Genomic DNA, 20,276 nt, shown 5'->3' on the forward strand with positions numbered 1-20,276 from the left:
TTGCAGCTTGCCGCTGCTTTCCCCCTTCAACGAGACTGACGATGCTATTTCAGCAATCCACACGACTGGCGCAGGTCAACTGTCCCCTGGGACCGGATGTCCTGCTGCTCAAGAGCATGGGCGGCGGCGAGGAGCTGGGGCGCCTGTTCGACTACCAGCTGCAGCTGACTTCCAGCGACGCGGCCATCGACCTCAACCAACTGCTGGGCAAGCCCATGGGCTTGAGCGTGCAACTGGACGGCGGCGGCCAGCGGCATTTCCATGGCATCGTGGCGCGTTGCAGCCAGAACGTCGACACCGGCCAGTTCGCCAGCTACCAGGTGACGCTGCGGCCCTGGCTGTGGTTGCTCAGCCGGACCTCCGACTGCCGGATTTTCCAGAACCTGAGCATTCCGCAGATCATCAAGCAGGTGTTCCGCGACCTGGGTTTCTCGGATTTCGAAGACACCCTCAGCCGTCCCTACCGCGAGTGGGAATACTGCGTTCAGTACCGCGAGACCAGCTTCGACTTCGTCAGCCGGTTGATGGAGCAGGAAGGCATCTACTACTTCTTCCGCCACGAGAAGGACCGCCATGTGCTGGTGCTCGCCGATGCCTACGGCGCCCACAGCAGCGTGCCCGGGTACGCCTCGGTGCCCTACTACCCGCGTGATGAACAGCAGCGCGAGCGCGACCATATCTTCGACTGGCACCTGGCCCAGGAAGTCCAGCCTGGCTCCCTGGAGCTCAACGACTACGACTTCCAGCGCCCCAGCGCGCGGATCGACGTGCGCTCGGCCATGCCGCGCCCGCACACCGCGGGCGACTATCCGCTGTACGACTACCCCGGCACCTACGTACAGAGCAGCGACGGCGAGCACTATGCGCAGACCCGCATCGAGGCCCTGCAAAGCCTGCACGAGCGCATCGAGCTCAGCGGCAACGCCCGTGGCCTGGGAGTGGGCAACCTGTTCAGCCTCACCGGCTTCAGCCGCCAGGACCAGAACCGCGAATACCTGATCGTCGGCATCCGCTACTACGTGGTCCAGGAAAGCCTGGAGAGCGGTGGCGGCGGCGGTGGTGCGCAGTTCGAAAGCCACCTGACCTGCATCGACGCGCAGCAGAGCTTCCGTCCCCTGGCCAGCACCCACAAGCCCATGGTGCAAGGCCCACAGACAGCCCGCGTGGTGGGGCCTTCCGGCGAAGAGATCTGGACCGACCAATACGGCCGGGTCAAGGTGCACTTCCACTGGGATCGCCACGACCAGTCCAACGAGAACAGCTCCTGCTGGATCCGCGTCTCCCAGGCCTGGGCCGGCAAGAACTGGGGCTCGATGCAGATCCCGCGGATCGGCCAGGAGGTCATCGTCAGCTTCCTCGAAGGCGATCCCGACCGCCCGATCATTACCGGCCGGGTGTACAACGCCGAGCAGACCGTGCCCTACGACCTGCCGGCCAATGCGACCCAGAGCGGCATGAAGAGCCGCTCGAGCAAGGGCGGCTCGCCAGCCAACTTCAACGAAATCCGCATGGAGGACAAGAAGGGCGCCGAGCAGCTGTACATCCATGCCGAGCGCAACCAGGACATCGTGGTCGAGGTCAACGAGAGCCACTCGGTGGGCAACAACCGCAACAAGAGCATCGGCCACGACGAGTTCGTGACCATCGGCAACAAGCGGGTACGCATCGTCCAGCACGTGGATGAACTGTCGGTGGGCGAGAAGAAACTCGACAGCATCGGCCAGAGCTACGTGATCGAGGTCGGCGAGCGCCTGCGCCTGGTCTGCGGCGCCAGCATCCTGGAGCTCAACGCCAGCGGCCAGATCAACCTGTGCGGGGTCAACATCAGCGTCCACGCCTCCAGCGACGCGCAGATCAATACCGGTGGCGTATTGCATCTGAACAATGGCGGCGGCCCGGGCACCACCACTGAAGGCCAGGGCGTACAAGGCGCCATCACTGCCAAGGTCAGCGCGGTCTTCCCCGCCCCCAAGGGTTAATCAAAGGACACATGGGTCATGACCTATCGCCTCAACGAACTGCAATTCCAGCTGCCGGCCAGCGAGCTGCAGGATGCTTCGATCAATATCCTCAAGTTCCCTGAACTGGGCACTTCGCTGATCGTCAGCCGCAGCCTGCTGGCTGCGGACGAAACCCTGGAGAGCAACCTGGCCAGCCAGCTGCAACGCCTGGAGCAGCAAGTCCAGGAGCTACGCGTGCAGGCACCGCAGCCAGTGCTGGTGGGGCCGGCCAAGGAGATCCAGGCCATGGAGCTGCGCAGCCAGTTCAACAAGGGCAAGGAACAGGTATTCCAGTACCAGCTCGCGCTGGTCCTGCCTGGCACCCGACAGATGCTCGCCATGAGCTACGTCAAGGCCCAGAAGCTCGGCGACGCCGAAGCCGCGCATTGGCAGCAGATCAAGAACACCCTGGTCCTGGGCTGAGGTTCGCGCATGTCTGATGCACTCTGGGCCGCCCGCCTGGGCGACGGGCTGGAACACACCTCGATGATGGCCGACATCCTCGGCGGTGTACTGGAGGCAGCCGCCACCATTGCCATCGGCACCCTGGCCACCATGGCAGTGGCCGCGGCGGTGGGCGTCAGCCTGGCCACCGGCGGCCTCGGCGCCTGCGTCCTGGGGCTGGTGGTCAGCGTGGTGGTCGGCGTGGCCATGAGCAAAACCGGGGCCGACAAAGGCTTGAGTAGTTTATGCGAGGGCATAGGCAACGCGCTGTTCCCCCCCTCGATCCAGGCCAACATCGCCACCGGCTCGAAAAAGGTCCTGACCAACAACAAGCCGGCAGCTCGCGCAGCGGGTGTTGCACCACCGACGCAGATCAGCGGCGACGGCGCCGAAGAAAGCGAAGCCACCGACACGCCTTCGGCTACCCCGGAAGAAGAGCCTGGCTTTCTCGACATGGCCAAGGAATTTTTCTCGCAGATGTGGCGGCCCACCGTGGCCTCCCCTGCCCCTGGCTCCGAACCCAGGGACCAGGACCTGATCACCTGTACCAAGCACCCGCCCATGCCACCGCAGTACCTGGCCGAGGGTTCGGAGAAGGTCAGCATCGACGGCCAGCCGGCAGTGCGCAGCGGCGATCGCAGCACCTGCGACGCCAAGGTGGTATCGGCCGGCCCCATCTCCCCCGACGTGACCATCGGCGGAGGCTCGGTGGTGGTGCGCGAGATTCGCAGCGGCAAGACTCCGGGCGTGGGGCTGGCGGTCACCGTGCTGCTGATGCTCAAGGGCGGCAAGGGCAAGTTCCTCAGCAACCTGCCGTGCATGCTGATGTCGGGGGTTAACGCCTTTGTCGTGGGCCAGGCGACCAATGCCCTGACCCGGGCCATTTCCGGCTCACCGAACCCGGTGCACGCGGCCACCGGAGCCAAGGTGCTGGGTGACGATGACGACCTGGACTTCACGCTGCCCGGGCTGATCCCCCTCGAATGGCAGCGCCTCTACAACAGCCGCGACGAACGTCGGGACGGCTTGCTGGGGACTGGCTGGAGCCTGCCGTACGAGGTCAGCGTAGAGATCGAATCCCACCCCGAAGGCGGCGAGCGCTTGCTCTACATCGACGAGCAGGCCCGCCGGATCGATATGGGGGCGACTGCCTTGGGTGGCGCAGTCTTCAGCCCCGGTGAAGGCTTAGCCGTAAAACGCAATGGCAATGGGCAATTGCTGATCGAAAGCAGCGATGGTCTCTATCGCCTGTTCGAACCGTCGCCAAAACATCCTTCACGATTGCGTTTGGTGCAACTGGGAGATCGCAACGAAAACCGCCTTAACCTGGGCTATGACGAATCCGGGCGCCTCATCTCGCTGCGCGATACCTTCGAACAATTGCAAGTCGAGCTGATCTACCACACCAACTGGCCAGGACGGATCGCCAAGGTCGAGCGCCTGTTTACCGATCAGCAACGAGAGGTGCTGGTCAGCTACGACTACGATGGTGCGGGAAACCTGGCCCAGGTGCGCAATGCCGACAGCCAGGTCCAGCGCCGCTTCGCCTACGACGCCGGCCAGCGAATGATCGAGCACCAGCTGGCCACCGGCCTGCGCTGTTTCTATCAATGGGCACAACACCCGGACCAGCACTGGCGGGTCATGCGCCACTGGACCGACGAGGGCGACGCCTACCAATTCGAATACGATCTGGACGCGGGCATCACCCAGGTCACCGATAGCCTGCAACGCGTCAGTACCCGTCGCTGGAACAGCCAGCAGCAGATTGTCGAATACAGCGACAACCTTGGGCAGACCTGGGGCTTTGAATGGAATGACGAACGCCAGCTACTCAGTGCCACCGACCCATTGGGAGGGCGCTACGAATACAGCTACGACGAGGCCGGCAACTTGATCGCCGAGGTCGATCCGCTAGGGCATAGCTACTCGACCTTGTGGCTGGAGCACTGGTCACTGCCACAAGTACAGACCGATGCCGCCGGCAATAGCTGGCACATGCGCTACGACGCGCGGGGCAACTGCATCGCCGAGACCGACCCGCTGGGCCAGGTCACTCGCTATCGCCACAACGCCCAAGGCCAGGTCGTGGAAATCATCGATGCCACGGGCAAGACTAGGAAGCTGCGCTGGAACGCATTTGGCCAACTCATCGAACACCTGGATTGCTCAGGCTACTCGACTCGCTTCGACTATGATCGACGCGGCAATGTAGCAACCATCACCGACGCCCTTGGCGAGTACACGCGATTCCACTACGACGCCCAAGGTCGGTTACTGAGCAGCCAGCTGCCCGACGGTCGCACCGAACACTATCAGCGAGATAACAGCGGCCAGTTGCTGAGCCACACGGACCCTGCTGGCTATACCACGCTCTACCAGTACAACCGCCGAGGCCAGATGCGCCAGCGTACCGATGCCCATGGGCGGAACGTGCTGTTCAGCTACGATGCCTATGGGCGGTTGCAGGCGTTGACCAACGAAAATGGCGAGAGCTACCGCTTTGCCTGGGATGACAGCGATCGCCTGGCCGAGCAACACAATCTCGATGGCAGCAGCAAGCGCTACCGTTATGACCCACTGAGCAGCGTCGTCGAGCTCCAGACCCACCCAGCGCCCTTCGCCGCAGGATCGAGCCAGGTAGCTGCGGTACCTGACGCACCGATTGTTCACAGGTTCGAGCGTGACGCCGTGGGCCGGTTGCTGGCCAAGGTGACCGACGATGGCCGTACCCAATACGCGTTCGATGCCCTGGGCCAGTTGGTAGCCGTGACCTTCACCGACACGCTCGGTGGCCAGCAGGAACTAGGGTTCGCCTACGACGCTCTGGGCCAGCTGCTTGAGGAGCGCACTGCCGCCGGCAGCCTCAAACACCGGTATGACGAGCTGGGTAACCTGACGCAAACCCAGCTACCCGACGGACGTTGGCTGAATCGGCTGTACTACGGCAGTGGCTATCTGCATCAGATCAATCTCGATGGCCAGGTCGTCAGCGATTTCGAACGCGATCGCCTGCACCGCGAAGTGCTCCGGACCCAGGGCCAGGTCAGCATGCAAAGCGAGTACGACCGCGGTGGACGACTGCGGGCACGGCTGCGCCGCGCCAACGTGCAAGCCAATGCACAGGACAGGCACCTTGAGTACGACAGCAACGACAACCTGGTGGGCCTGATCGACCGGCATGCCAACGGACAGCATCGCCAGCTATTCCACTACGACGCCACAGGACGAATCATCGCCAGCCAGGACGGCCTCCAAGGTCAGAAGGAATCCTTCGCCTACGACGCCGCGGCCAACCTCCTGGAGACGCCGCCTCAGGGCGCAGGCCTGGTCGAGCACAACAAGTTGCTGACTTACCAGGACAAGCGCTACCGTTATGACGCCTTCGGCCGGATGGTAGAAAAACACAGTGCACGGCGTGGCATACAGCGCTTTGCCTACGATGCCGAACACCGCTTGATCGAGGTCCGCAACCAGGGGGCGGGAAGCCAGACCGTAGTCAGGATGGACTATGACGCCCTGGGCCGGCGGACCCGCAAGACCGAGCATGACAGCCAGGGCAATCTCCTGGGCGAGACCCGGTTCACCTGGGATGGCCTGCGATTGCTGCAGGAGCATCGCAATCAGCAAACCAGCCTCTACCTTTATGAAGATGAAGGCCATGTGCCCCTGGCGCGGGTCGATGGCCTCGGGGCGCAACAGAAGATCCGCTACTACCACAACGATCCCAATGGCCTGCCCCAGCAACTGTGCGAGGCTGATGGGCACACCGTATGGCAGGCTCGCTATCGGGTCTGGGGCAGTTCTATCGAAGAATTGCGCGAGCCTTACTATGTCGAGGAACAGAACCTCAGGTTCCAGGGTCAGTATCTGGACCGCGAAACCGGGCTGCACTTCAACACTTTCCGCTTCTATGACCCGGACATCGGCCGGTTCACCACGCCGGACCCCATCGGCCTGGCTGGCGGGTTGAACCTCTACCAGTACGCAGTCAACCCGATCGGCTGGGTCGACCCACTGGGCTGGATCTGCAAATCGGCCTTCAGTGGCCGGCGGGGCACGATAAAAGCCAAGGCCGACCTGAAGAGGAACGGCTTTACGGTGGTCGGCGAGGAACTGACCATGAGGGTCAAGAACCCCACCACCAACAAGACCTATCGCATCAGGGCAGACATCGTCGCCAAGGACAAAGCCGGCAACTATCACATTTTCGAGGTCAAGAATGGCAGCGGCAAACTGACCAAGAACCAAGAGGGAACCGGGATGTTCGATATGAACAACCCAGCCAATACCAATGGTGGTCTGGGCGGTGGCCTGATCAGGCCTTCAGCCACCACCCAGGGTCAATTCGAAGTCGCGACCAAAGGCGCCAGAGGTGTCCCGTTCGGTGGAAACGGAGCACAACACACAGCAAACTTCTGGCTTCTTCGCTATTGAACGAGTAATCGAGAAATGAAAGAAAACATCAAGGAATTGCGAAGTCACTTTGAAAAGGCACTACAGGGCTTTCTCAAGAGTGAGCTTGCAGGTTATCCCGGCGTGAAAGTCACCAAGAACAAAATCGCGGTCAGCCATAAGGAGTCGGGGGCCGTGGCGAACCTGCATTTCGAATACCTGGCCAACAGCCGGGCCTACGAAACCATCATCTTGGTCGAGCATCCGACCCTGCAGGCAGAGCTCGATAGCATAGGCCCGCCCTATCCGTCGAACCTGCCAAACGCAAAGTTTGTCTACAGCATGTCGACCGTCAGCGAAGACGATGCCTGCCCACTACTGCCCGTCACCGAACAAGGTATCGAAAGCACCTGCCAGCGGCTGCTTCGCAGGCTCCAGGAGATCGACCTGCCGATCGTCTCCAACCTGCTCAACCTCGGCCCCGGCCTGGTGAACGATGTGATCGCCAGGCCAAAGTACTTCTCCTACCCGGTTCCACTTATCTTTATCGCCTTGCGCAGCAATGGCATGAAGCCGGATGCGGACACCCTGGCCAGAATCCTGAGCGAACAGACCCTTGGTTATACCAACCACCGGGAGCAGAAGGATTCGTTCAACAAGCAACTATTGGCCGCACTGGGCTGACGGCTGGCGCCGGGCAAGTCGCCACTCGGCGCTACGTGCCCGGGCCGATGATCAAACCTGGGCCAGGTGGTAGTGTCCAGGTTCACGCCAGGAGATCCGGGTGAACTTGCCGCTGAGGAGATTCATGTCGCGCAGGTACTCGAATACTTCCGCAGGGCACCACTCCTTGCCATCGGCGAAAGCCACGCCGAGGGTACGCAAAGCGTCGAAGAGCTGCGCCTTATGCCTGTCGTCCGCCACATCCAGGGTGTAGACCCCTGGCTCGACCGCAGAGAAACCCAAGGCAGCCAAGGCCGAATCCAGTGTGGAATCGATAATTCGGACCCGCACCGTGTCGGTATCGGCTTTTTCCACATAGGCCTTCAATTCTTGATCAATCACTTACAAATACCTCAGTCAAGGTTGTAACCCCGTCCATGTCTTTGGTCGGGATCGATTCCACTACCATTTCCGGCGCACCTCCCGGTAGGTGCTTGCCTGGGCCGAGGAAGTACTGATTGCCCTCCATCGGGCTTCTTGGCATGCGCCCGGCGATGTCATCGACCTGGCGGATCTTGAAGCCGTCTTGCAACGAGCCCTTCTCCAGACCGAAGGCATTTTCCAGCTTCGCGGCCTTCTCGGTGCTGATGGTAACTTTCGAGCGTCCCGAAAAGTCTCCGATGACGTCCGCAACTCCCCTTTTATCGGAAACATAGGTGCCATTGCGGCCGATGGTTGGGTACTTGTCCCATGCCACCGGGCTGATGTTGAACCCTCGGTTGTCCTTGAGCATCTGGGCCTGGCGTCGCTGGGCCATCAGGGTCCTTTGCGTCGCGTTCATCGGGGTCCGTGCCAGCTTGGGCCCCAGACCCAACAAGGCCATGCCCGCCACCCCTTGGAACAGGTCTCGATAACCAGGCCCCAGGCGATCACCCAGGTCTCCCAGCAGCTCCATCCCCCCATACATCGCGCCACCGATCGCCAGGGCACCAAAAAACGCTCCAGCCCCGGCACAAGCCGCCAACACCAAGGCACCACCGGCTGCCAGCAGGCCCAGGGCCTCGAGCCCGGTATGCAACCAACCCTCGATATCCAGCACGAAGGCCACCTGCACCGTCGGTCCGCCAATGAAGGTGTTCTCGCTGCCCGTCTTGATATGGGCGCCACACACCATCTTGCTTTGCAGCCGGCCCGCCGGCTTGCCATTGATGGTGACCTTGGCGCTGCCTTCGGCGATCAGTACCGGGAAGGGCCAGATGGGATGGTTCAGCGGCAGGCCGCTGCATGAGGACGAGTGGTCCTGCCCGGCGCGCATGGCGTTGCGCCGGTTGATATAGACATTGAAGCTGCCCTCCACCAGCACCCCCGTGCTGGGTTCGGGCAGGTTGAAGATGGTGCTCAGGCCCTTGACGATCTGGAACATCGACAAGCCGCCAGCGGCAATCGAACCGGCCATGATCGCCAGGGCCACACCACCGGTGGCCACGGTAGCGGCGACGACAGCAGCCCCGATCAAGGCTCCGACGACGGCTCCGGCCACCATTGCCGCGACACCAAAACCATGGGCGATCTCATCCCCCAGGCGTGCAGCTGCCAACATATCCATCGCGTACTACCTGGCCTTTGTCATCAGGCCACGGATGGCACGGGCTTGAGGCTCTGCATGGCCTGCTTCCAGGCGGGCTCGTGATGGGGCATATCGTTGACCGTGGTGGTCAGGGTAGTGATCAGTACCGCCGGCTTTCGCTCGATAAACACCTGGCGCAGCATCAGCTCGCGGCCTTCGCGCTTCCAGCTGTAGTCCAGCAGCACGGCGGCGTGGCCGTGCATGTCGAAGTCCCAGCGCTTGATCAGGTTGAACTCGGGCAACTGCTGCTCGGCACTGCTCAGTTGCCGTGCCACGTAGTCGCCGAAGGAGGCATCGCCCTGGCTCGGGTCGCGGCTGATGACGAAGCTGGCTTCCTGGGCTCCGCCGACGGCGGGCAGCTTGAAGATATTGATGCTCTGGTCCTGCCAGGCGTCAGGGATGTCGAGATCGGCTTCTTGAAGACGGTAAGAGGACAAGGGATTCGCGTTCCATGCTGAAAAGGGGGGAGTTGTACAACGGCAAATCTTCAAGCAATGCCCGGTAACAATCAAGGAACCCGTCGGCAACTTTGAACAAATGCATCATCGCTCGCACCCGTGGCCAGCCAGGGCTCAGCGCGCCTCGAGGCAGGCCGCATAGGCCTTGGCGAAGCGGTGATCGAACGTCAGGGCCTGGGGTTCCTCAGGGTCGATGGTGACGTTCCACAGGGCCTGTTGCACCACGTCATAATGGACCCAGCCGATGATCCCGCTACCGGACGTTTCATAGAACAGCTGCAAGCTCAACTGCTGGCCATCATCCCGATCGATCAGCAGCTTGAGCTTGTCCGGGGTGGTGAAGTCACGATAGGGAAAATCACTGCTGCGCACCATTTCGGTGAGGTAGCCATAGCAGCCCTGGCCTGGGGCCGACTCATCGGCCTGGGCGGACAAGGTCGCAGCGGCCAGTAGGCCAAGGCCCGCAAGTTTCAAGTACCGCATGATTGCCCCTTGAGCCTCAGGGTCTCGACCTGATCGTTGATTTCGATACGGGCCAGCACCTGGCGATCGTGAGACTCCTGGTACTCGCTGAAATTGTTGCGCTTGAGAATGTCCAGGGTGATCCGGATACCCGCTCCGGGATTCTGGTACTCGCTGCGCTGCGGGCTTTGTACCGCGCCTGTGAGCTCCACCAGCTGGCCACCGGTCTTGAGGTAGAGAAAACGCTCCGCCACCTCCACCAGCAATCGCGGGGCCTTGGGCGCCACGCTGTAATCCTCGCGGGCCAGGGAGTAACCACAGATCCAGGCACCGGAGTTGTCGTACTTCTGGCTGTGAAACCAGTTCAGGGCCTCGCGATAGCCAATCGGCTCCAGGCGCGGCTGGCTGCTGGCCAAAGCCGACGGCAGACTCAGGAGACTGGCGACGCAGGCAGGGACGAACAGACGGCGCAGCAGGACGGTCAATACAGGGGAATTGCTGATCGGGCGGGTCATCCTTGGCCTTGGGTCGCAACGCAAACAGGCGGGCATCCTAGCCACGCCTGCCAGCCTTCGCAAGCCACGCCTATGGTTTGCGACCGGCAAAAAAAATAGGCACCCGATGCGCTCGGCGTGCCTATTTTTCCCCTGCGTGCGCCCTATCGCGGGAGCCCGCTCAATGCTTATGGATTGACGCTGTCTTTCAACGATTTGCCGGGCTTGAATGCCACGGTGTTGCTGGCCTTGATCTTCACCGGCTCGCCGGTCTGCGGGTTCTTGCCGGTGCGGGCGCCACGGTGGCGTTGCAGGAAGGTGCCAAAACCGACCAGGGTGACGCTGTCTTTGCGGTGCAGGGCCCCGGTAATTTCTTCAAGAATGGCGTTGAGCACACGGCTGGCTTGCTCTTTGGTCAGGTCCGCTTTTTCAGCAATGGCTGCGGCGAGTTCTGGTTTACGCATAGTGTGAAGCCTCTTTGACGGTTTTTTGTTGTTATGTCCGTGCTGTTCACGGGAACAGCGCCCAAGGCGCCGCAGGCTCTACACTGCGGCAGACGGGTGTGAGGATGGCACGCGCTGGAGAGTGGCGCCAGTCTCCTGGCGACCTTTGTGGGGGCAAAATCCCGGTTATTCCGACAGAACGACCCGTATTCAGGCCAGCAGTGCCGGGAGCTCCTTGTTCAGGGCCAGTTTTTCCATCACTGCGGCCCCGGTCAGGGCGTAGCCCAGCAGCTGGCCGCTGGCGTCGCGGCACAGGGCCTTGATGTCGGCACCCTGCCCTTCGGCAGTCCAGACGCCTTCCATGCCCCGTGGCGGTGGCGAGACCACCAGCGGGCAGACCGGCGTCTTGACGGTGATTGGCATCGGCCCGTAGCTGACCGCCGTCGGCTTGCCGGCCAGGGTCTGCGCCAGGGCCCGGGCGCAGCTCATCAGCGGCAACACGTACAGCAGGTTCAGGCCATCGACCTCGGCACAATCGCCCAGGGCATAGATATTGGCATGGGAGGTCTTGAGCTCGCGGTCCACCACCACCCCACGATTGACCATCAGCCCGGCCGCGGCGGCCAGGTCGATGCGCGGGCGCAGGCCGATGGCCGAGACCACCAGGTCACAGAGGATCACCTGACCATCGGACAGGTGGGCCTCCAGGGCCTCGCCATTGCGTTGCAAACGGTTGAGCACCGGCCCCAGGTGGAAGCGCGCGCCCAGGCTTTCCAGGCCGGCCTGGACCGCAGCTGCAGCGGCCGGATGCAGCAAGGTCGGCATGACCTGCTCGCACGGCGCCACCAGGTCCACCTCATAGCCGCCGACGATCAGGTCGTTGGCGAACTCGCAACCGATCAACCCGGCCCCAAGCAGCAGCACCCGGCGCTTGCCGGCGGCGGCGGCGCGAAAGCGCGCATAGTCTTCAAGGTCGTTGATGGGGAAGATCAGGTCCGATGCATCGCCCTGCACTGGAACGCGTACGGTTTCCGCACCCCAGGCCAGGATCAGGTCGCGATAGACCACCGCCTCCTCGCCGATCCACAGGCGCTTGTGGCCCGGATCGATACCGCTGATCCGGGTATGGGTACGGACCTCGGCCTTGAGCTGCTCGGCCATGGCGCCGGGCTCGGCCATGCTCAAGCCATCGGCGTCCTTGTTCTTGCCAAAGCCAGTGGAGAGCATTGGCTTGGAGTAGGAACGACCGTCATCGGCGGTGATCAGCAGCAGCGGCGTATCGCCGTCGAGCTTGCGAAATTCCCGGGCCAGGTTGTACCCCGCCAGGCCCGTACCTACGATCACTACCGGTGCGCTCATGCCTTGCTCCTTGTTACTGGTCATTGCCTGCAAAAATCGATCAAGCGATCTCGATCATTTCGAAGTCGGTCTTGCTCACGCCACAGTCCGGGCAGAGCCAGTCTTCAGGCACGTCTTCCCAACGGGTACCCGGCGCAATACCGTCATCCGGCCAACCTTCCGCTTCGTTGTAGATCAAGCCACAGACCACACACTGCCACTTCTTCATCGATGCATTTCCTCGAGCATTCAGGCGTAGCCGGCGGGGCGGTCGATGGGTCGACTCTGGACAATCCCCACGCTGATCAGCATCCGGCACTGGGGTTTTTTACTGGTCGCTACCGGCAGATGCAAGCACGTTCGTGCCACCAGGCGGCCATGATCAATCAAAACCCCAGGTTGTCATGCTAAGCTCGCCACCTCATTTGCTGCCAATAACGACCCACCGTGCCGCACTCAATGCCCCCCACGCCGAGCCCGAGCTGGCTGGCGCAAAGCCGTCTGTCCCCCTTTCCTGGCGCACTGGTCGCCAACTGGCTTTTCGATGAAGGGTCGCTGACCCGACGCCTGACCCGGCTCTCCAACAATGGCTTCAGCGTCACGCCGCTGGTGGAGCAATGGCAAACCCTGCGCAGCGACGAATGCCTGGCCCTGGATATTGCAGAGCACAGCCAGGGTTGGGTGCGCGAGGTGTATCTGCGAGGGCACGGCGAGGCCTGGGTGTTCGCCCGTAGCGTTGCCGCGCGCAGTGCCCTGGAGGAAGGCGGGCTGGACATCGACGAACTGGGCAGCCGCTCCCTGGGCGAGCTGCTGTTCTGCGACGAGGCCTTTACCCGCCGTCCCATCGAAGTCTGTCGTTACCCACGGGAATGGCTGCCCGAAGCCGTCGCCAACAACGGCCTGTGGGGACGCCGCTCGCGCTTCGATCGCGGGCCGCTGAGCCTGCTGGTGGCCGAAGTCTTCCTGCCCAGCCTGTGGTGCGCCGTAGACGCCCAACCGGAGGCCTGCTGATGTACCTGCGCCTGCTTCAGTCCCTGAACCGCCTGCATCCACGGACCTGGGACTTCCTGCAACTGACCCGCATGGACAAGCCCATCGGCATCTACCTGCTGCTATGGCCGACCCTCAGCGCCCTGTGGATCGCCGCCAAGGGTGCGCCGTCCCTGGGCCATGTGTTGATCTTCGGCCTCGGCGTGGTCCTGACTCGGGCCGGCGGCTGCGCGATCAACGACTTCGCCGACCGCAAGGTCGACGGCCAGGTCAAGCGCACCGAACAGAGGCCGCTGGCCACTGGCAAGGTCAGCGCCAAGGAAGCCCTGGCGTTGTTCGCGGTACTCATGGGCACGGCCTTCCTGCTGGTGCTGTGCACCAACGCCACCACGGTCTGGCTGTCGTTCGGCGCCCTGGCGCTGGCCGCCTGCTACCCCTTCATGAAGCGCTACACCTATTACCCACAAGTGGTGCTGGGGGCCGCGTACTCCTGGGGCATCCTGATGACCTTCACCGCCCAGGACGGCCAATTGCCGGCGACGGCGTGGCTGCTGTACATCGCCAACCTGCTGTGGACCGTGGGCTACGACACCTACTACGCCATGACCGACCGCGACGACGACTTGAAGATCGGGGTGAAATCCACGGCGATCCTGTTCGCCGAGGCCGACCGGGTGATCATCCTGACCTTGCAGGGCCTGTCCCTGGGCTGCCTTCTGCTGGCAGGCGCGCGATTCGACCTGGGAGGCTGGTTCCACCTGGGGCTGGCGGTGGCCGCGGCATGCTTCGCCTGGGAGTTCTGGTACACCCGGGACCGCGACCGGCTCAAATGCTTCAAGGCCTTCCTGCACAACCACTGGGCAGGCATGGCGATCTTCATCGGCGTGGCACTGGACTACGCCCTGCGCTAGCTCTGTGCAGCCGCTGCCGAAGGCTCGGGCCGCGTTCGGACGTGGGCCTGAAAGGACGCAGCGGGCTTGAGGCCGCCAGAAGTTCGACGGGACCGCCAAGCAAGGCCCCACGGGCCTTTTGCGCAGCTTAGCGGATCCAGCAGCGGCTACAGGGCTGTGTAGCCGCCACAGGTGGGGTTACTGCTTGGCGACCTTCCAGGCGCCGTCCATCTTGCCTTCGCCGGTCATGTCGCCGGCCTTCTTGTCCATGACGAAACCGTACAGCGGCTTGCCGTCATAGGCCCACTGCATCTTGCCGTCGTCACGCTTGATCATCGTCCACTTGCCCTCGGCCTTGTCGCTGGCCCCGGCCATCAGTGGTGGCCAGTTGGCCGCACATTTGTCGTTGCACATGGACTTGCCATCAGCGTCCTTGGCGAAGGTATAGAGGGTCATGCCCTTGTGATCGACCAACATGCCGTCCTTGCTCATCGCCGGCTCGGCAGCCAGGGCCAGGGTCGGCAGGGCCAGGGCAGCGCCTACCAGCAGGACTTTCAGGGAGTGCTTGAACACAGTCATGGAAACCTTCTTTTGTGGTTGTCAGGAATCGGACCCCAAGCTTAGTCGAGGAAGCTGCACCTCGCCCCGCGACCTGAAATACTGTCACACGACTGCAATAATTCCGTTATCTAATGCGGCGCAAGACAGTTAAATGACAAGAGGTTCAAGCATGGTTGGCAGAAGCATTCTGATCGTTGACGACGAAGCGCCTATTCGCGAAATGATCGCCGTTGCGTTGGAAATGGCCGGCTATGACTGCATGGAGGCAGAGAACTCTCAGCAGGCACATGCCATCATCGTCGACCGCAAGCCGGACCTGATCCTGCTGGACTGGATGCTCCCCGGAACCTCCGGTATCGAGCTGGCGCGACGCCTCAAGCGTGACGAGCTGACCGGTGACATCCCGATCATCATGCTCACCGCCAAGGGCGAAGAGGACAACAAGATCCAGGGCCTGGAAGTCGGCGCCGACGACTACATCACCAAGCCGTTCTCCCCCCGTGAGCTGGTGGCCCGGCTCAAGGCCGTGCTGCGCCGTGCCGGCCCATCCGATGGCGAGGCCCCCATCGAAGTCGGCGGCCTGCTCCTGGACCCCATCAGCCACCGGGTGACCATCGACGGCAGGCCCGCAGAAATGGGACCCACCGAATATCGCCTGCTGCAGTTCTTCATGACCCACCAGGAGCGCGCCTACACCCGTGGCCAACTGCTGGATCAGGTCTGGGGCGGCAACGTGTACGTCGAGGAGCGCACCGTGGACGTGCATATCCGTCGACTGCGCAAGGCCCTGGGGGATGCCTACGAAAATCTGGTACAAACCGTGCGCGGCACCGGGTATCGGTTTTCAACCAAAGGTTGAAAGCAGTTGCAGGCTGTCAGCTAAAAGCGGCAAGTAGAAGCCGGTCTGCTTTGACTTGAAGCTTGCAACTTGAAACTTTTCACCGTCCGAAGGACCGATTGTGAATCAAAACTGGCATGGCACCCTGATTCGCCACATGTTGCTGTTGGTCACCGGCTGCCTGCTAGTGGGGCTGGTCAGCGGCTACTACGGCTGGAGCCTGGCCGCCGGCCTGGGGATCTACCTGGCCTGGACCCTCAAGCAGCTGCTGCGCCTGCATGAATGGCTGCGCCTGCACCAGCCCGACGAAGCGCCACCCGATGGCTACGGCCTGTGGGGCGAGGTGTTCGACAGCATCTACCACCTGCAACGTCGCGACCAGCGGGTCCGCGGGCGCCTGCAAGCGGTGATCGACCGCGTCCAGGAGTCCACCGCGGCCCTGAAGGATGCAGTGATCATGCTCGACAGCGACGGCAACCTGGAGTGGTGGAACCGCGCCGCCGAGACCCTGCTGGGCCTCAAGACGCCCCAGGACAGCGGCCAGCCGGTGACCAACCTGGTGCGTCATCCACGCTTCAAGGAATACTTCGAGCAGGACAACTACGCCGAGCCGCTGGAGATCCCCTCCCCGGCCAACGACCGCGTGCGCATCCAGCTGTACATCACCCGCTACGGCAACAACGAGCACCTGATGCTGGTGCGCGACGTCACCCGCATCCACCAGCTGGAGCAGATGCGCAAGGACTTCATCGCCAACGTGTCCCACGAGCTGCGCACGCCGCTGACGGTGATCTGCGGCTACCTGGAGACCCTGCTGGACAACGTCGAAGAGGTGAACCCGCGCTGGAACCGCGCCCTGCAGCAGATGCAGCAGCAAGGCGGGCGCATGCAGACGCTGCTCAACGACCTGTTGCTGCTGGCCAAGCTGGAGGCCACCGACTACCCCTCGGACAACCACCCGGTGCCCATCGACACCCTGCTGCAATCGATCAAGAGCGATGCCCAGGCACTGTCCGGCGAGCGCAACCAGCGCATCACCCTGGAGGCCGATGCCTCGGTACAGCTCAAGGGCAGCGAGGCGGAACTGCGCAGCGCGTTCTCCAACCTGGTGTTCAACGCGGTGAAGTACACCCCGGCCGAAGGCAACATCCGCATCCGCTGGTGGGGCGACGAACAAGGCGCACACCTGAGCGTGCAGGACTCCGGGATCGGCATCGACAGCAAGCACCTGCCGCGCCTGACTGAGCGCTTCTACCGGGTCGATTCCAGCCGCAACTCCAACACCGGCGGCACCGGCCTGGGCCTGGCCATCGTCAAGCACGTACTGCTGCGCCACCGTGCCCGCCTGGAGATCAGCAGCGTGCTGGGCCATGGCAGCACCTTCACCTGCCATTTCGCCCCGGCCCAGGTGAAGAAAAACCGCATCGCCAGCCTGACCGACCAGCGCTGACAGCGGCCTGCCCCCTAGGCAACCGCCCTGTCAGCCGCTACATTGCGTAGCTTGTGCCTGCCCTCCAGGCACCGTATCGCCCTCTTTTCGAATACATGGAATCCGCAAAACCCCATCATGGACCCTTCCCCTGGTTTTACCCTCGCGTCTCTGTTCGCCGACTTCGGCATGATTCTTTTTGCTCTGATCCTGGTCCTGCTCAACGGCTTCTTCGTGGCCGCCGAGTTCGCCATGGTCAAGCTGCGCTCGACCCGGGTCGAGGCCATCGCCCACAAGAACGGCTGGCGCGGGCAAATCCTGCGCACCGTGCACAGCCAGCTTGACGCCTACCTGTCGGCCTGCCAACTGGGCATCACCCTGGCTTCCCTGGGCCTTGGCTGGGTCGGCGAGCCGGCTTTCGCCCACCTGCTCGAACCCCTGCTGGGCGCCGTGGGCGTGAGCTCTGCGGAAGTGATCCGCGGGGTGTCGTTCTTCACGGCGTTCTTCATCATTTCCTACCTGCATATCGTGGTCGGCGAACTGGCGCCCAAGTCCTGGGCGATTCGTAAACCCGAACTGCTGTCCCTCTGGACCGCAGTGCCGCTGTACCTGTTCTACTGGCTGATGTACCCGGCCATCTACCTGCTCAACGCCAGCGCCAACACCATCCTGCGCATCGCCGGCCAAGGCGAGCCCGGCCCACACCACGAGCACCACTACAGCCGCGAAGAACTCAAGCTGATCCTGCACTCCAGCCGGGGCCAGGACCCCAGCGACCAGGGCATGCGGGTACTGGCCTCGGCGGTGGAAATGGGCGAGCTGGAAGTGGTGGACTGGGCCAACTCCCGGGAAGACCTGATCAGCATCGAGTCCACAGCGCCGCTCAAGGCCGTGCTGGCGCTGTTCCGTCGCCACAAGTTCAGCCGCTACCCGGTGTACGACAGCGAACGCAACGAGTTCGTCGGCCTGCTGCACATCAAGGACCTGCTGCTGGAACTGGCGGCCCTGGACCATATCCCCGAATCGTTCAATCTGGACGAACTGACCCGCCCCCTGGAACGCGTGTCGCGGCACATGCCGTTGTCCCAGTTGCTGGAACAGTTCCGCAAGGGCGGCTCGCACTTCGCCCTGGTGGAGGAAGCCGACGGCAAGGTCATCGGCTACCTGACCATGGAAGACGTGCTGGAAGTGCTGGTGGGCGACATCCAGGACGAACACCGCAAGACCGAGCGCGGCATCCTTGCCTACCAGCCGGGCAAGCTGCTGGTGCGCGGCGACACCCCGCTGTTCAAGGTCGAGCGCCTGCTGGGCATCGATCTGGACCATATCGAGGCCGAAACCCTCGCGGGCCTGGTGTACGAGACCCTGAAACGGGTACCTGAAGAGGAAGAAGTGCTGGAGGTCGAAGGCCTGCGCATCATCATCAAGAAGATGAAGGGTCCGAAGATCATCCTGGCCAAGGTCCTGATGCTCGACTGATCGAGCCCGCACCGGTCGGCTCCTGTGCGAGCCGGCCGGCCACTCACGCCCTATTTATTGCCCAGGGCGAAGTTCGGCAAGCCCCCCAGGGGCTGGTCGAACTGGTAGGGAATCGACACCAGCCCAAACCCGGTATTGCGTTGCACCACGAAGTGCAGGTGCGGCCCGCTGCTGTTGCCGGTATTGCCCGACAGCCCCAGCGGGCTGCCCACCGCCACGCGCTGGCCCTCGCGCACGCTCACCGATCCTTGCTTGAGGTGCAGGTACACGCCCATCGTGCCGTCGTCGTGCAGTACCCGGACGAAATTGCCGGCCGGGTTGTCGCCCCGGCCGCTCTGGGCGTTCTCGGTCTTGACCACCACCCCGCCACGCGCCGCGATGATCGGCGTGCCCACCGGCATGGCGATGTCCATCGCATAACGGCTCTTGGGGCTGGAATGGCTGTACTGGCCGTTCGCACCCTGGGTCAGGCGGAATGGCCCGCCCCGCCAGGGCAAGGGGTAGCGGTAGGCCTGCACGGCTCCTCCCGGGTCGCCCAGGGAGTAACGAAACCTTGGGACATAGCTCAAGGGCTGGTCGGCCCGGGTCGCCGTCAAGAGCGCCAGGCGCTGCCTGCTGCGGGCCGGCAGCACCCGGCGGATCGGCTGCGCCGGCGCGCCGCTGACGTTGCTCAGGCTGGCGAACCCCAGCTCCACCTCCACCGGCCCATGCAGGTCGTTGCGCACGTACAGCGCATCCACGCCCCTGTGCTTCTGGATATCCAGCCGCACCTGGCGCTCCAGGTGTTCCTCCATGCGATCGCGGAACACGAACGCCTGCGCTCCCGGCGAAGGCCGGTCGCTGTAGGACACCACGCCGTCGGCGTCGACGGACTTGTAGACCGTCATCGCCGCCAGCGAGCTGGCGACCATGGACAAGCCGCAGAGGAACAGCAGGCGTACGAACATTGAGCAGTTTCTTGGCAGGGGAAAAACCATGCTAGCAGCCTGATATGGAGCTTGTATGAATCAGGCGGGTGCCAGGGGCCCAATGCCGCCCACGTCGAAGCGAATCTCCACCCCCAGTTGCGCGGCCTCGCAGAGGTTGACCAGCGCATCGAGGGAGAACTTGTTGATCCTGCCGCCAAGCACATCGTTGAGCCGGGGCTGGGTGATATTGAGGCGCTTGGCCGCCTCCTTCTGCGACAGCCCCCAGGCCTGCACGGTCTTGCCCAGTTCCAGCATCAGCTTGGCCCGCAGGCGCATGTTGGCAGCCTCCTGGGGGGTGGCTTCAAGGGCATCCCAGACACTGGCAAAGCGCTGGTTGATCTGTTGGTCAGTCATGGCGTGAACCTGCTTGTTGAAATCTGGCACGAGCCAGCTCGATATCCCGCGCTTGGGTCTTGCGGGTAGTCTTGCGCACCGCGTGCAGCACATAGATGGCTGCAGGCCGCCTGACCACATAAAACACCCGAAACGCCCCTGAATCTTCATGAATCCTGATTTCGAAGACACTCGGGCCGATGGTTTTCACCGGCCTGCAATCGTAGGGCTGTTCGCCCTGCTGCAGCAGATCCAGCTGAAACCCGGCAGCCCGACGGGCATCTTCAGGGAATGCCCTGAGATCCCGCAGCGCGCTCCCGACAAACACCACATCCTTGTGCCTGGGCATCGAACTTCTCCTGTCAGTGACCAGGAACAAGGCTAATCAAGACTGCCAGGGCTGGCCGCACGGGATTGTTTCAACGCATGGCTGCAAAGGGTGAATCGGGTAGAGCGCTTCCGGC

General features: G+C 62.9%; 21 protein-coding genes. 9 read left to right on the forward strand and 12 right to left on the reverse strand.

Going from position 1 to position 20,276, the window contains the following annotated elements; translation table 11 throughout:
- The first annotated feature begins 41 nt into the window (after nucleotides 1–41).
- From I9018_RS31845 to I9018_RS31860, 4 genes are read left to right on the forward strand one after another with little or no spacing between them, the layout of a single operon-like run.
- Entirely contained in the window at nucleotides 42–1,979 is a 1,938-nt protein-coding gene (locus I9018_RS31845) for a type VI secretion system tip protein VgrG (protein ID WP_241108350.1), read from the forward strand.
- A gap of 18 nt (nucleotides 1,980–1,997) precedes the next feature.
- Nucleotides 1,998–2,423, forward strand: coding sequence for a DcrB-related protein (locus I9018_RS31850; protein ID WP_068577611.1), 426 nt, complete (start codon nucleotides 1,998–2,000; stop codon nucleotides 2,421–2,423).
- A 9-nt stretch (nucleotides 2,424–2,432) separates the two neighbouring features.
- Nucleotides 2,433–6,881, forward strand: coding sequence for an RHS repeat-associated core domain-containing protein (locus tag I9018_RS31855; RefSeq protein ID WP_241108351.1), 4,449 nt, complete (start codon nucleotides 2,433–2,435; stop codon nucleotides 6,879–6,881).
- Nucleotides 6,882–6,896: 15 nt separating this feature from the next.
- The gene (locus I9018_RS31860) at nucleotides 6,897–7,523 is read left to right on the forward strand and encodes a hypothetical protein (RefSeq protein ID WP_124347084.1); all 627 of its coding nucleotides are present in this window, start codon (nucleotides 6,897–6,899) and stop codon (nucleotides 7,521–7,523) included.
- A gap of 51 nt (nucleotides 7,524–7,574) precedes the next feature.
- Here the strand turns inward: I9018_RS31860 and I9018_RS31865 are convergent, their stop codons facing one another.
- The 8 genes from I9018_RS31865 to I9018_RS31900 all read right to left on the reverse strand — a co-directional run bounded on the left by I9018_RS31865 (nucleotide 7,575) and on the right by I9018_RS31900 (nucleotide 12,553).
- Nucleotides 7,575–7,904 (reverse strand): hypothetical protein, encoded by a 330-nt coding sequence (locus I9018_RS31865; RefSeq protein WP_068577607.1) that lies wholly within the window; start codon nucleotides 7,902–7,904, stop codon nucleotides 7,575–7,577.
- Nucleotides 7,897–9,108 (reverse strand): PAAR domain-containing protein, encoded by a 1,212-nt coding sequence (locus tag I9018_RS32770; protein ID WP_083235617.1) that lies wholly within the window; start codon nucleotides 9,106–9,108, stop codon nucleotides 7,897–7,899. The genes I9018_RS31865 and I9018_RS32770 overlap by 8 nt, the downstream gene beginning before the upstream one ends.
- Nucleotides 9,109–9,131: 23 nt before the next feature.
- Nucleotides 9,132–9,566 carry a DcrB-related protein gene (locus I9018_RS31875; protein ID WP_068577606.1) on the reverse strand — a complete coding sequence of 145 codons (435 nt, stop codon included), beginning with the start codon at nucleotides 9,564–9,566 and terminating at the stop codon, nucleotides 9,132–9,134.
- A 135-nt stretch (nucleotides 9,567–9,701) separates the two neighbouring features.
- Nucleotides 9,702–10,070 carry a hypothetical protein gene (locus I9018_RS31880; protein WP_241108352.1) on the reverse strand — a complete coding sequence of 123 codons (369 nt, stop codon included), beginning with the start codon at nucleotides 10,068–10,070 and terminating at the stop codon, nucleotides 9,702–9,704.
- The gene (locus I9018_RS31885; protein WP_068577603.1) at nucleotides 10,058–10,564 is read right to left on the reverse strand and encodes a hypothetical protein; all 507 of its coding nucleotides are present in this window, start codon (nucleotides 10,562–10,564) and stop codon (nucleotides 10,058–10,060) included. Before I9018_RS31885 ends, I9018_RS31880 begins: the two co-directional genes overlap by 13 nt.
- Nucleotides 10,565–10,731: 167 nt before the next feature.
- A complete protein-coding gene (locus I9018_RS31890) occupies nucleotides 10,732–11,007 on the reverse strand; it encodes an HU family DNA-binding protein (protein ID WP_068577601.1) in 276 nt (91 codons plus the stop codon).
- Nucleotides 11,008–11,196: 189 nt separating this feature from the next.
- Nucleotides 11,197–12,345, reverse strand: coding sequence for an FAD-dependent oxidoreductase (locus tag I9018_RS31895; protein ID WP_124347083.1), 1,149 nt, complete (start codon nucleotides 12,343–12,345; stop codon nucleotides 11,197–11,199).
- A gap of 40 nt (nucleotides 12,346–12,385) precedes the next feature.
- A complete protein-coding gene (locus tag I9018_RS31900; RefSeq protein ID WP_022641880.1) occupies nucleotides 12,386–12,553 on the reverse strand; it encodes a rubredoxin in 168 nt (55 codons plus the stop codon).
- Between the two features lie 218 nt (nucleotides 12,554–12,771).
- On the opposite strand from I9018_RS31900, the gene I9018_RS31905 reads away from it, so the two are divergent.
- Entirely contained in the window at nucleotides 12,772–13,335 is a 564-nt protein-coding gene (locus I9018_RS31905) for a chorismate lyase (protein WP_124347082.1), read from the forward strand.
- On the forward strand, nucleotides 13,335–14,225 hold the full coding sequence (gene ubiA, locus I9018_RS31910; RefSeq protein ID WP_241108353.1) for a 4-hydroxybenzoate octaprenyltransferase: 891 nt from the start codon (nucleotides 13,335–13,337) through the stop codon (nucleotides 14,223–14,225). The genes I9018_RS31905 and ubiA overlap by 1 nt, the downstream gene beginning before the upstream one ends.
- A gap of 177 nt (nucleotides 14,226–14,402) precedes the next feature.
- Here ubiA and I9018_RS31915 read toward each other — a convergent pair whose 3' ends face one another.
- Complete coding sequence (locus I9018_RS31915; protein WP_068577593.1) at nucleotides 14,403–14,783, reverse strand: hypothetical protein; 381 nt, start codon at nucleotides 14,781–14,783, stop codon at nucleotides 14,403–14,405.
- A gap of 151 nt (nucleotides 14,784–14,934) precedes the next feature.
- Here I9018_RS31915 and phoB point away from each other — a divergent pair, with 151 nt between their 5' ends.
- The 3 genes from phoB (at nucleotide 14,935) to I9018_RS31930 (ending at nucleotide 18,511) form a co-directional block, all read left to right on the forward strand.
- Entirely contained in the window at nucleotides 14,935–15,624 is a 690-nt protein-coding gene (gene phoB, locus I9018_RS31920; RefSeq protein ID WP_068577591.1) for a phosphate regulon transcriptional regulator PhoB, read from the forward strand.
- 136 nt (nucleotides 15,625–15,760) lie between these two features.
- The gene (gene phoR, locus I9018_RS31925) at nucleotides 15,761–17,053 is read left to right on the forward strand and encodes a phosphate regulon sensor histidine kinase PhoR (protein WP_241110214.1); all 1,293 of its coding nucleotides are present in this window, start codon (nucleotides 15,761–15,763) and stop codon (nucleotides 17,051–17,053) included.
- A 117-nt stretch (nucleotides 17,054–17,170) separates the two neighbouring features.
- Complete coding sequence (locus tag I9018_RS31930; protein ID WP_068577584.1) at nucleotides 17,171–18,511, forward strand: hemolysin family protein; 1,341 nt, start codon at nucleotides 17,171–17,173, stop codon at nucleotides 18,509–18,511.
- A gap of 50 nt (nucleotides 18,512–18,561) precedes the next feature.
- Here the strand turns inward: I9018_RS31930 and I9018_RS31935 are convergent, their stop codons facing one another.
- Genes I9018_RS31935 through I9018_RS31945 form a run of 3 tightly spaced genes read right to left on the reverse strand, consistent with a single transcriptional unit; the run spans nucleotide 18,562 to nucleotide 20,161 of the window.
- Complete coding sequence (locus I9018_RS31935) at nucleotides 18,562–19,458, reverse strand: peptidoglycan DD-metalloendopeptidase family protein (RefSeq protein WP_241108354.1); 897 nt, start codon at nucleotides 19,456–19,458, stop codon at nucleotides 18,562–18,564.
- A gap of 60 nt (nucleotides 19,459–19,518) precedes the next feature.
- On the reverse strand, nucleotides 19,519–19,833 hold the full coding sequence (locus I9018_RS31940; protein ID WP_103326199.1) for an XRE family transcriptional regulator: 315 nt from the start codon (nucleotides 19,831–19,833) through the stop codon (nucleotides 19,519–19,521).
- On the reverse strand, nucleotides 19,826–20,161 hold the full coding sequence (locus I9018_RS31945) for a type II toxin-antitoxin system RelE/ParE family toxin (protein WP_241108355.1): 336 nt from the start codon (nucleotides 20,159–20,161) through the stop codon (nucleotides 19,826–19,828). Before I9018_RS31945 ends, I9018_RS31940 begins: the two co-directional genes overlap by 8 nt.
- Nucleotides 20,162–20,276 lie beyond the last annotated feature (115 nt).

Source organism: Pseudomonas sp. MPFS, from assembly GCF_022537035.1.
Lineage (GTDB): Bacteria > Pseudomonadota > Gammaproteobacteria > Pseudomonadales > Pseudomonadaceae > Aquipseudomonas > Aquipseudomonas sessilinigenes.

Bases quoted from the DNA above. Each gene is read 5' to 3' on its own strand.
- I9018_RS31845 (WP_241108350.1), top strand. From the start codon at position 42: ATGCTATTTCAGCAATCCACACGACTGGCGCAGGTCAACTGTCCCCTG.
- I9018_RS31850 (WP_068577611.1), top strand. From the start codon at position 1,998: ATGACCTATCGCCTCAACGAACTGCAATTCCAGCTGCCGGCCAGCGAG.
- I9018_RS31855 (WP_241108351.1), top strand. From the start codon at position 2,433: ATGTCTGATGCACTCTGGGCCGCCCGCCTGGGCGACGGGCTGGAACAC.
- I9018_RS31860 (WP_124347084.1), top strand. From the start codon at position 6,897: ATGAAAGAAAACATCAAGGAATTGCGAAGTCACTTTGAAAAGGCACTA.
- I9018_RS32770 (WP_083235617.1), bottom strand. From the start codon at position 9,108: ATGGATATGTTGGCAGCTGCACGCCTGGGGGATGAGATCGCCCATGGT.
- I9018_RS31880 (WP_241108352.1), bottom strand. From the start codon at position 10,070: ATGCGGTACTTGAAACTTGCGGGCCTTGGCCTACTGGCCGCTGCGACC.
- I9018_RS31885 (WP_068577603.1), bottom strand. From the start codon at position 10,564: ATGACCCGCCCGATCAGCAATTCCCCTGTATTGACCGTCCTGCTGCGC.
- I9018_RS31890 (WP_068577601.1), bottom strand. From the start codon at position 11,007: ATGCGTAAACCAGAACTCGCCGCAGCCATTGCTGAAAAAGCGGACCTG.
- I9018_RS31895 (WP_124347083.1), bottom strand. From the start codon at position 12,345: ATGAGCGCACCGGTAGTGATCGTAGGTACGGGCCTGGCGGGGTACAAC.
- I9018_RS31900 (WP_022641880.1), bottom strand. From the start codon at position 12,553: ATGAAGAAGTGGCAGTGTGTGGTCTGTGGCTTGATCTACAACGAAGCG.
- ubiA (WP_241108353.1), top strand. From the start codon at position 13,335: ATGTACCTGCGCCTGCTTCAGTCCCTGAACCGCCTGCATCCACGGACC.
- I9018_RS31915 (WP_068577593.1), bottom strand. From the start codon at position 14,783: ATGACTGTGTTCAAGCACTCCCTGAAAGTCCTGCTGGTAGGCGCTGCC.
- phoB (WP_068577591.1), top strand. From the start codon at position 14,935: ATGGTTGGCAGAAGCATTCTGATCGTTGACGACGAAGCGCCTATTCGC.
- phoR (WP_241110214.1), top strand. From the start codon at position 15,761: ATGTTGCTGTTGGTCACCGGCTGCCTGCTAGTGGGGCTGGTCAGCGGC.
- I9018_RS31930 (WP_068577584.1), top strand. From the start codon at position 17,171: ATGGACCCTTCCCCTGGTTTTACCCTCGCGTCTCTGTTCGCCGACTTC.
- I9018_RS31935 (WP_241108354.1), bottom strand. From the start codon at position 19,458: ATGTTCGTACGCCTGCTGTTCCTCTGCGGCTTGTCCATGGTCGCCAGC.
- I9018_RS31940 (WP_103326199.1), bottom strand. From the start codon at position 19,833: ATGACTGACCAACAGATCAACCAGCGCTTTGCCAGTGTCTGGGATGCC.
- I9018_RS31945 (WP_241108355.1), bottom strand. From the start codon at position 20,161: ATGCCCAGGCACAAGGATGTGGTGTTTGTCGGGAGCGCGCTGCGGGAT.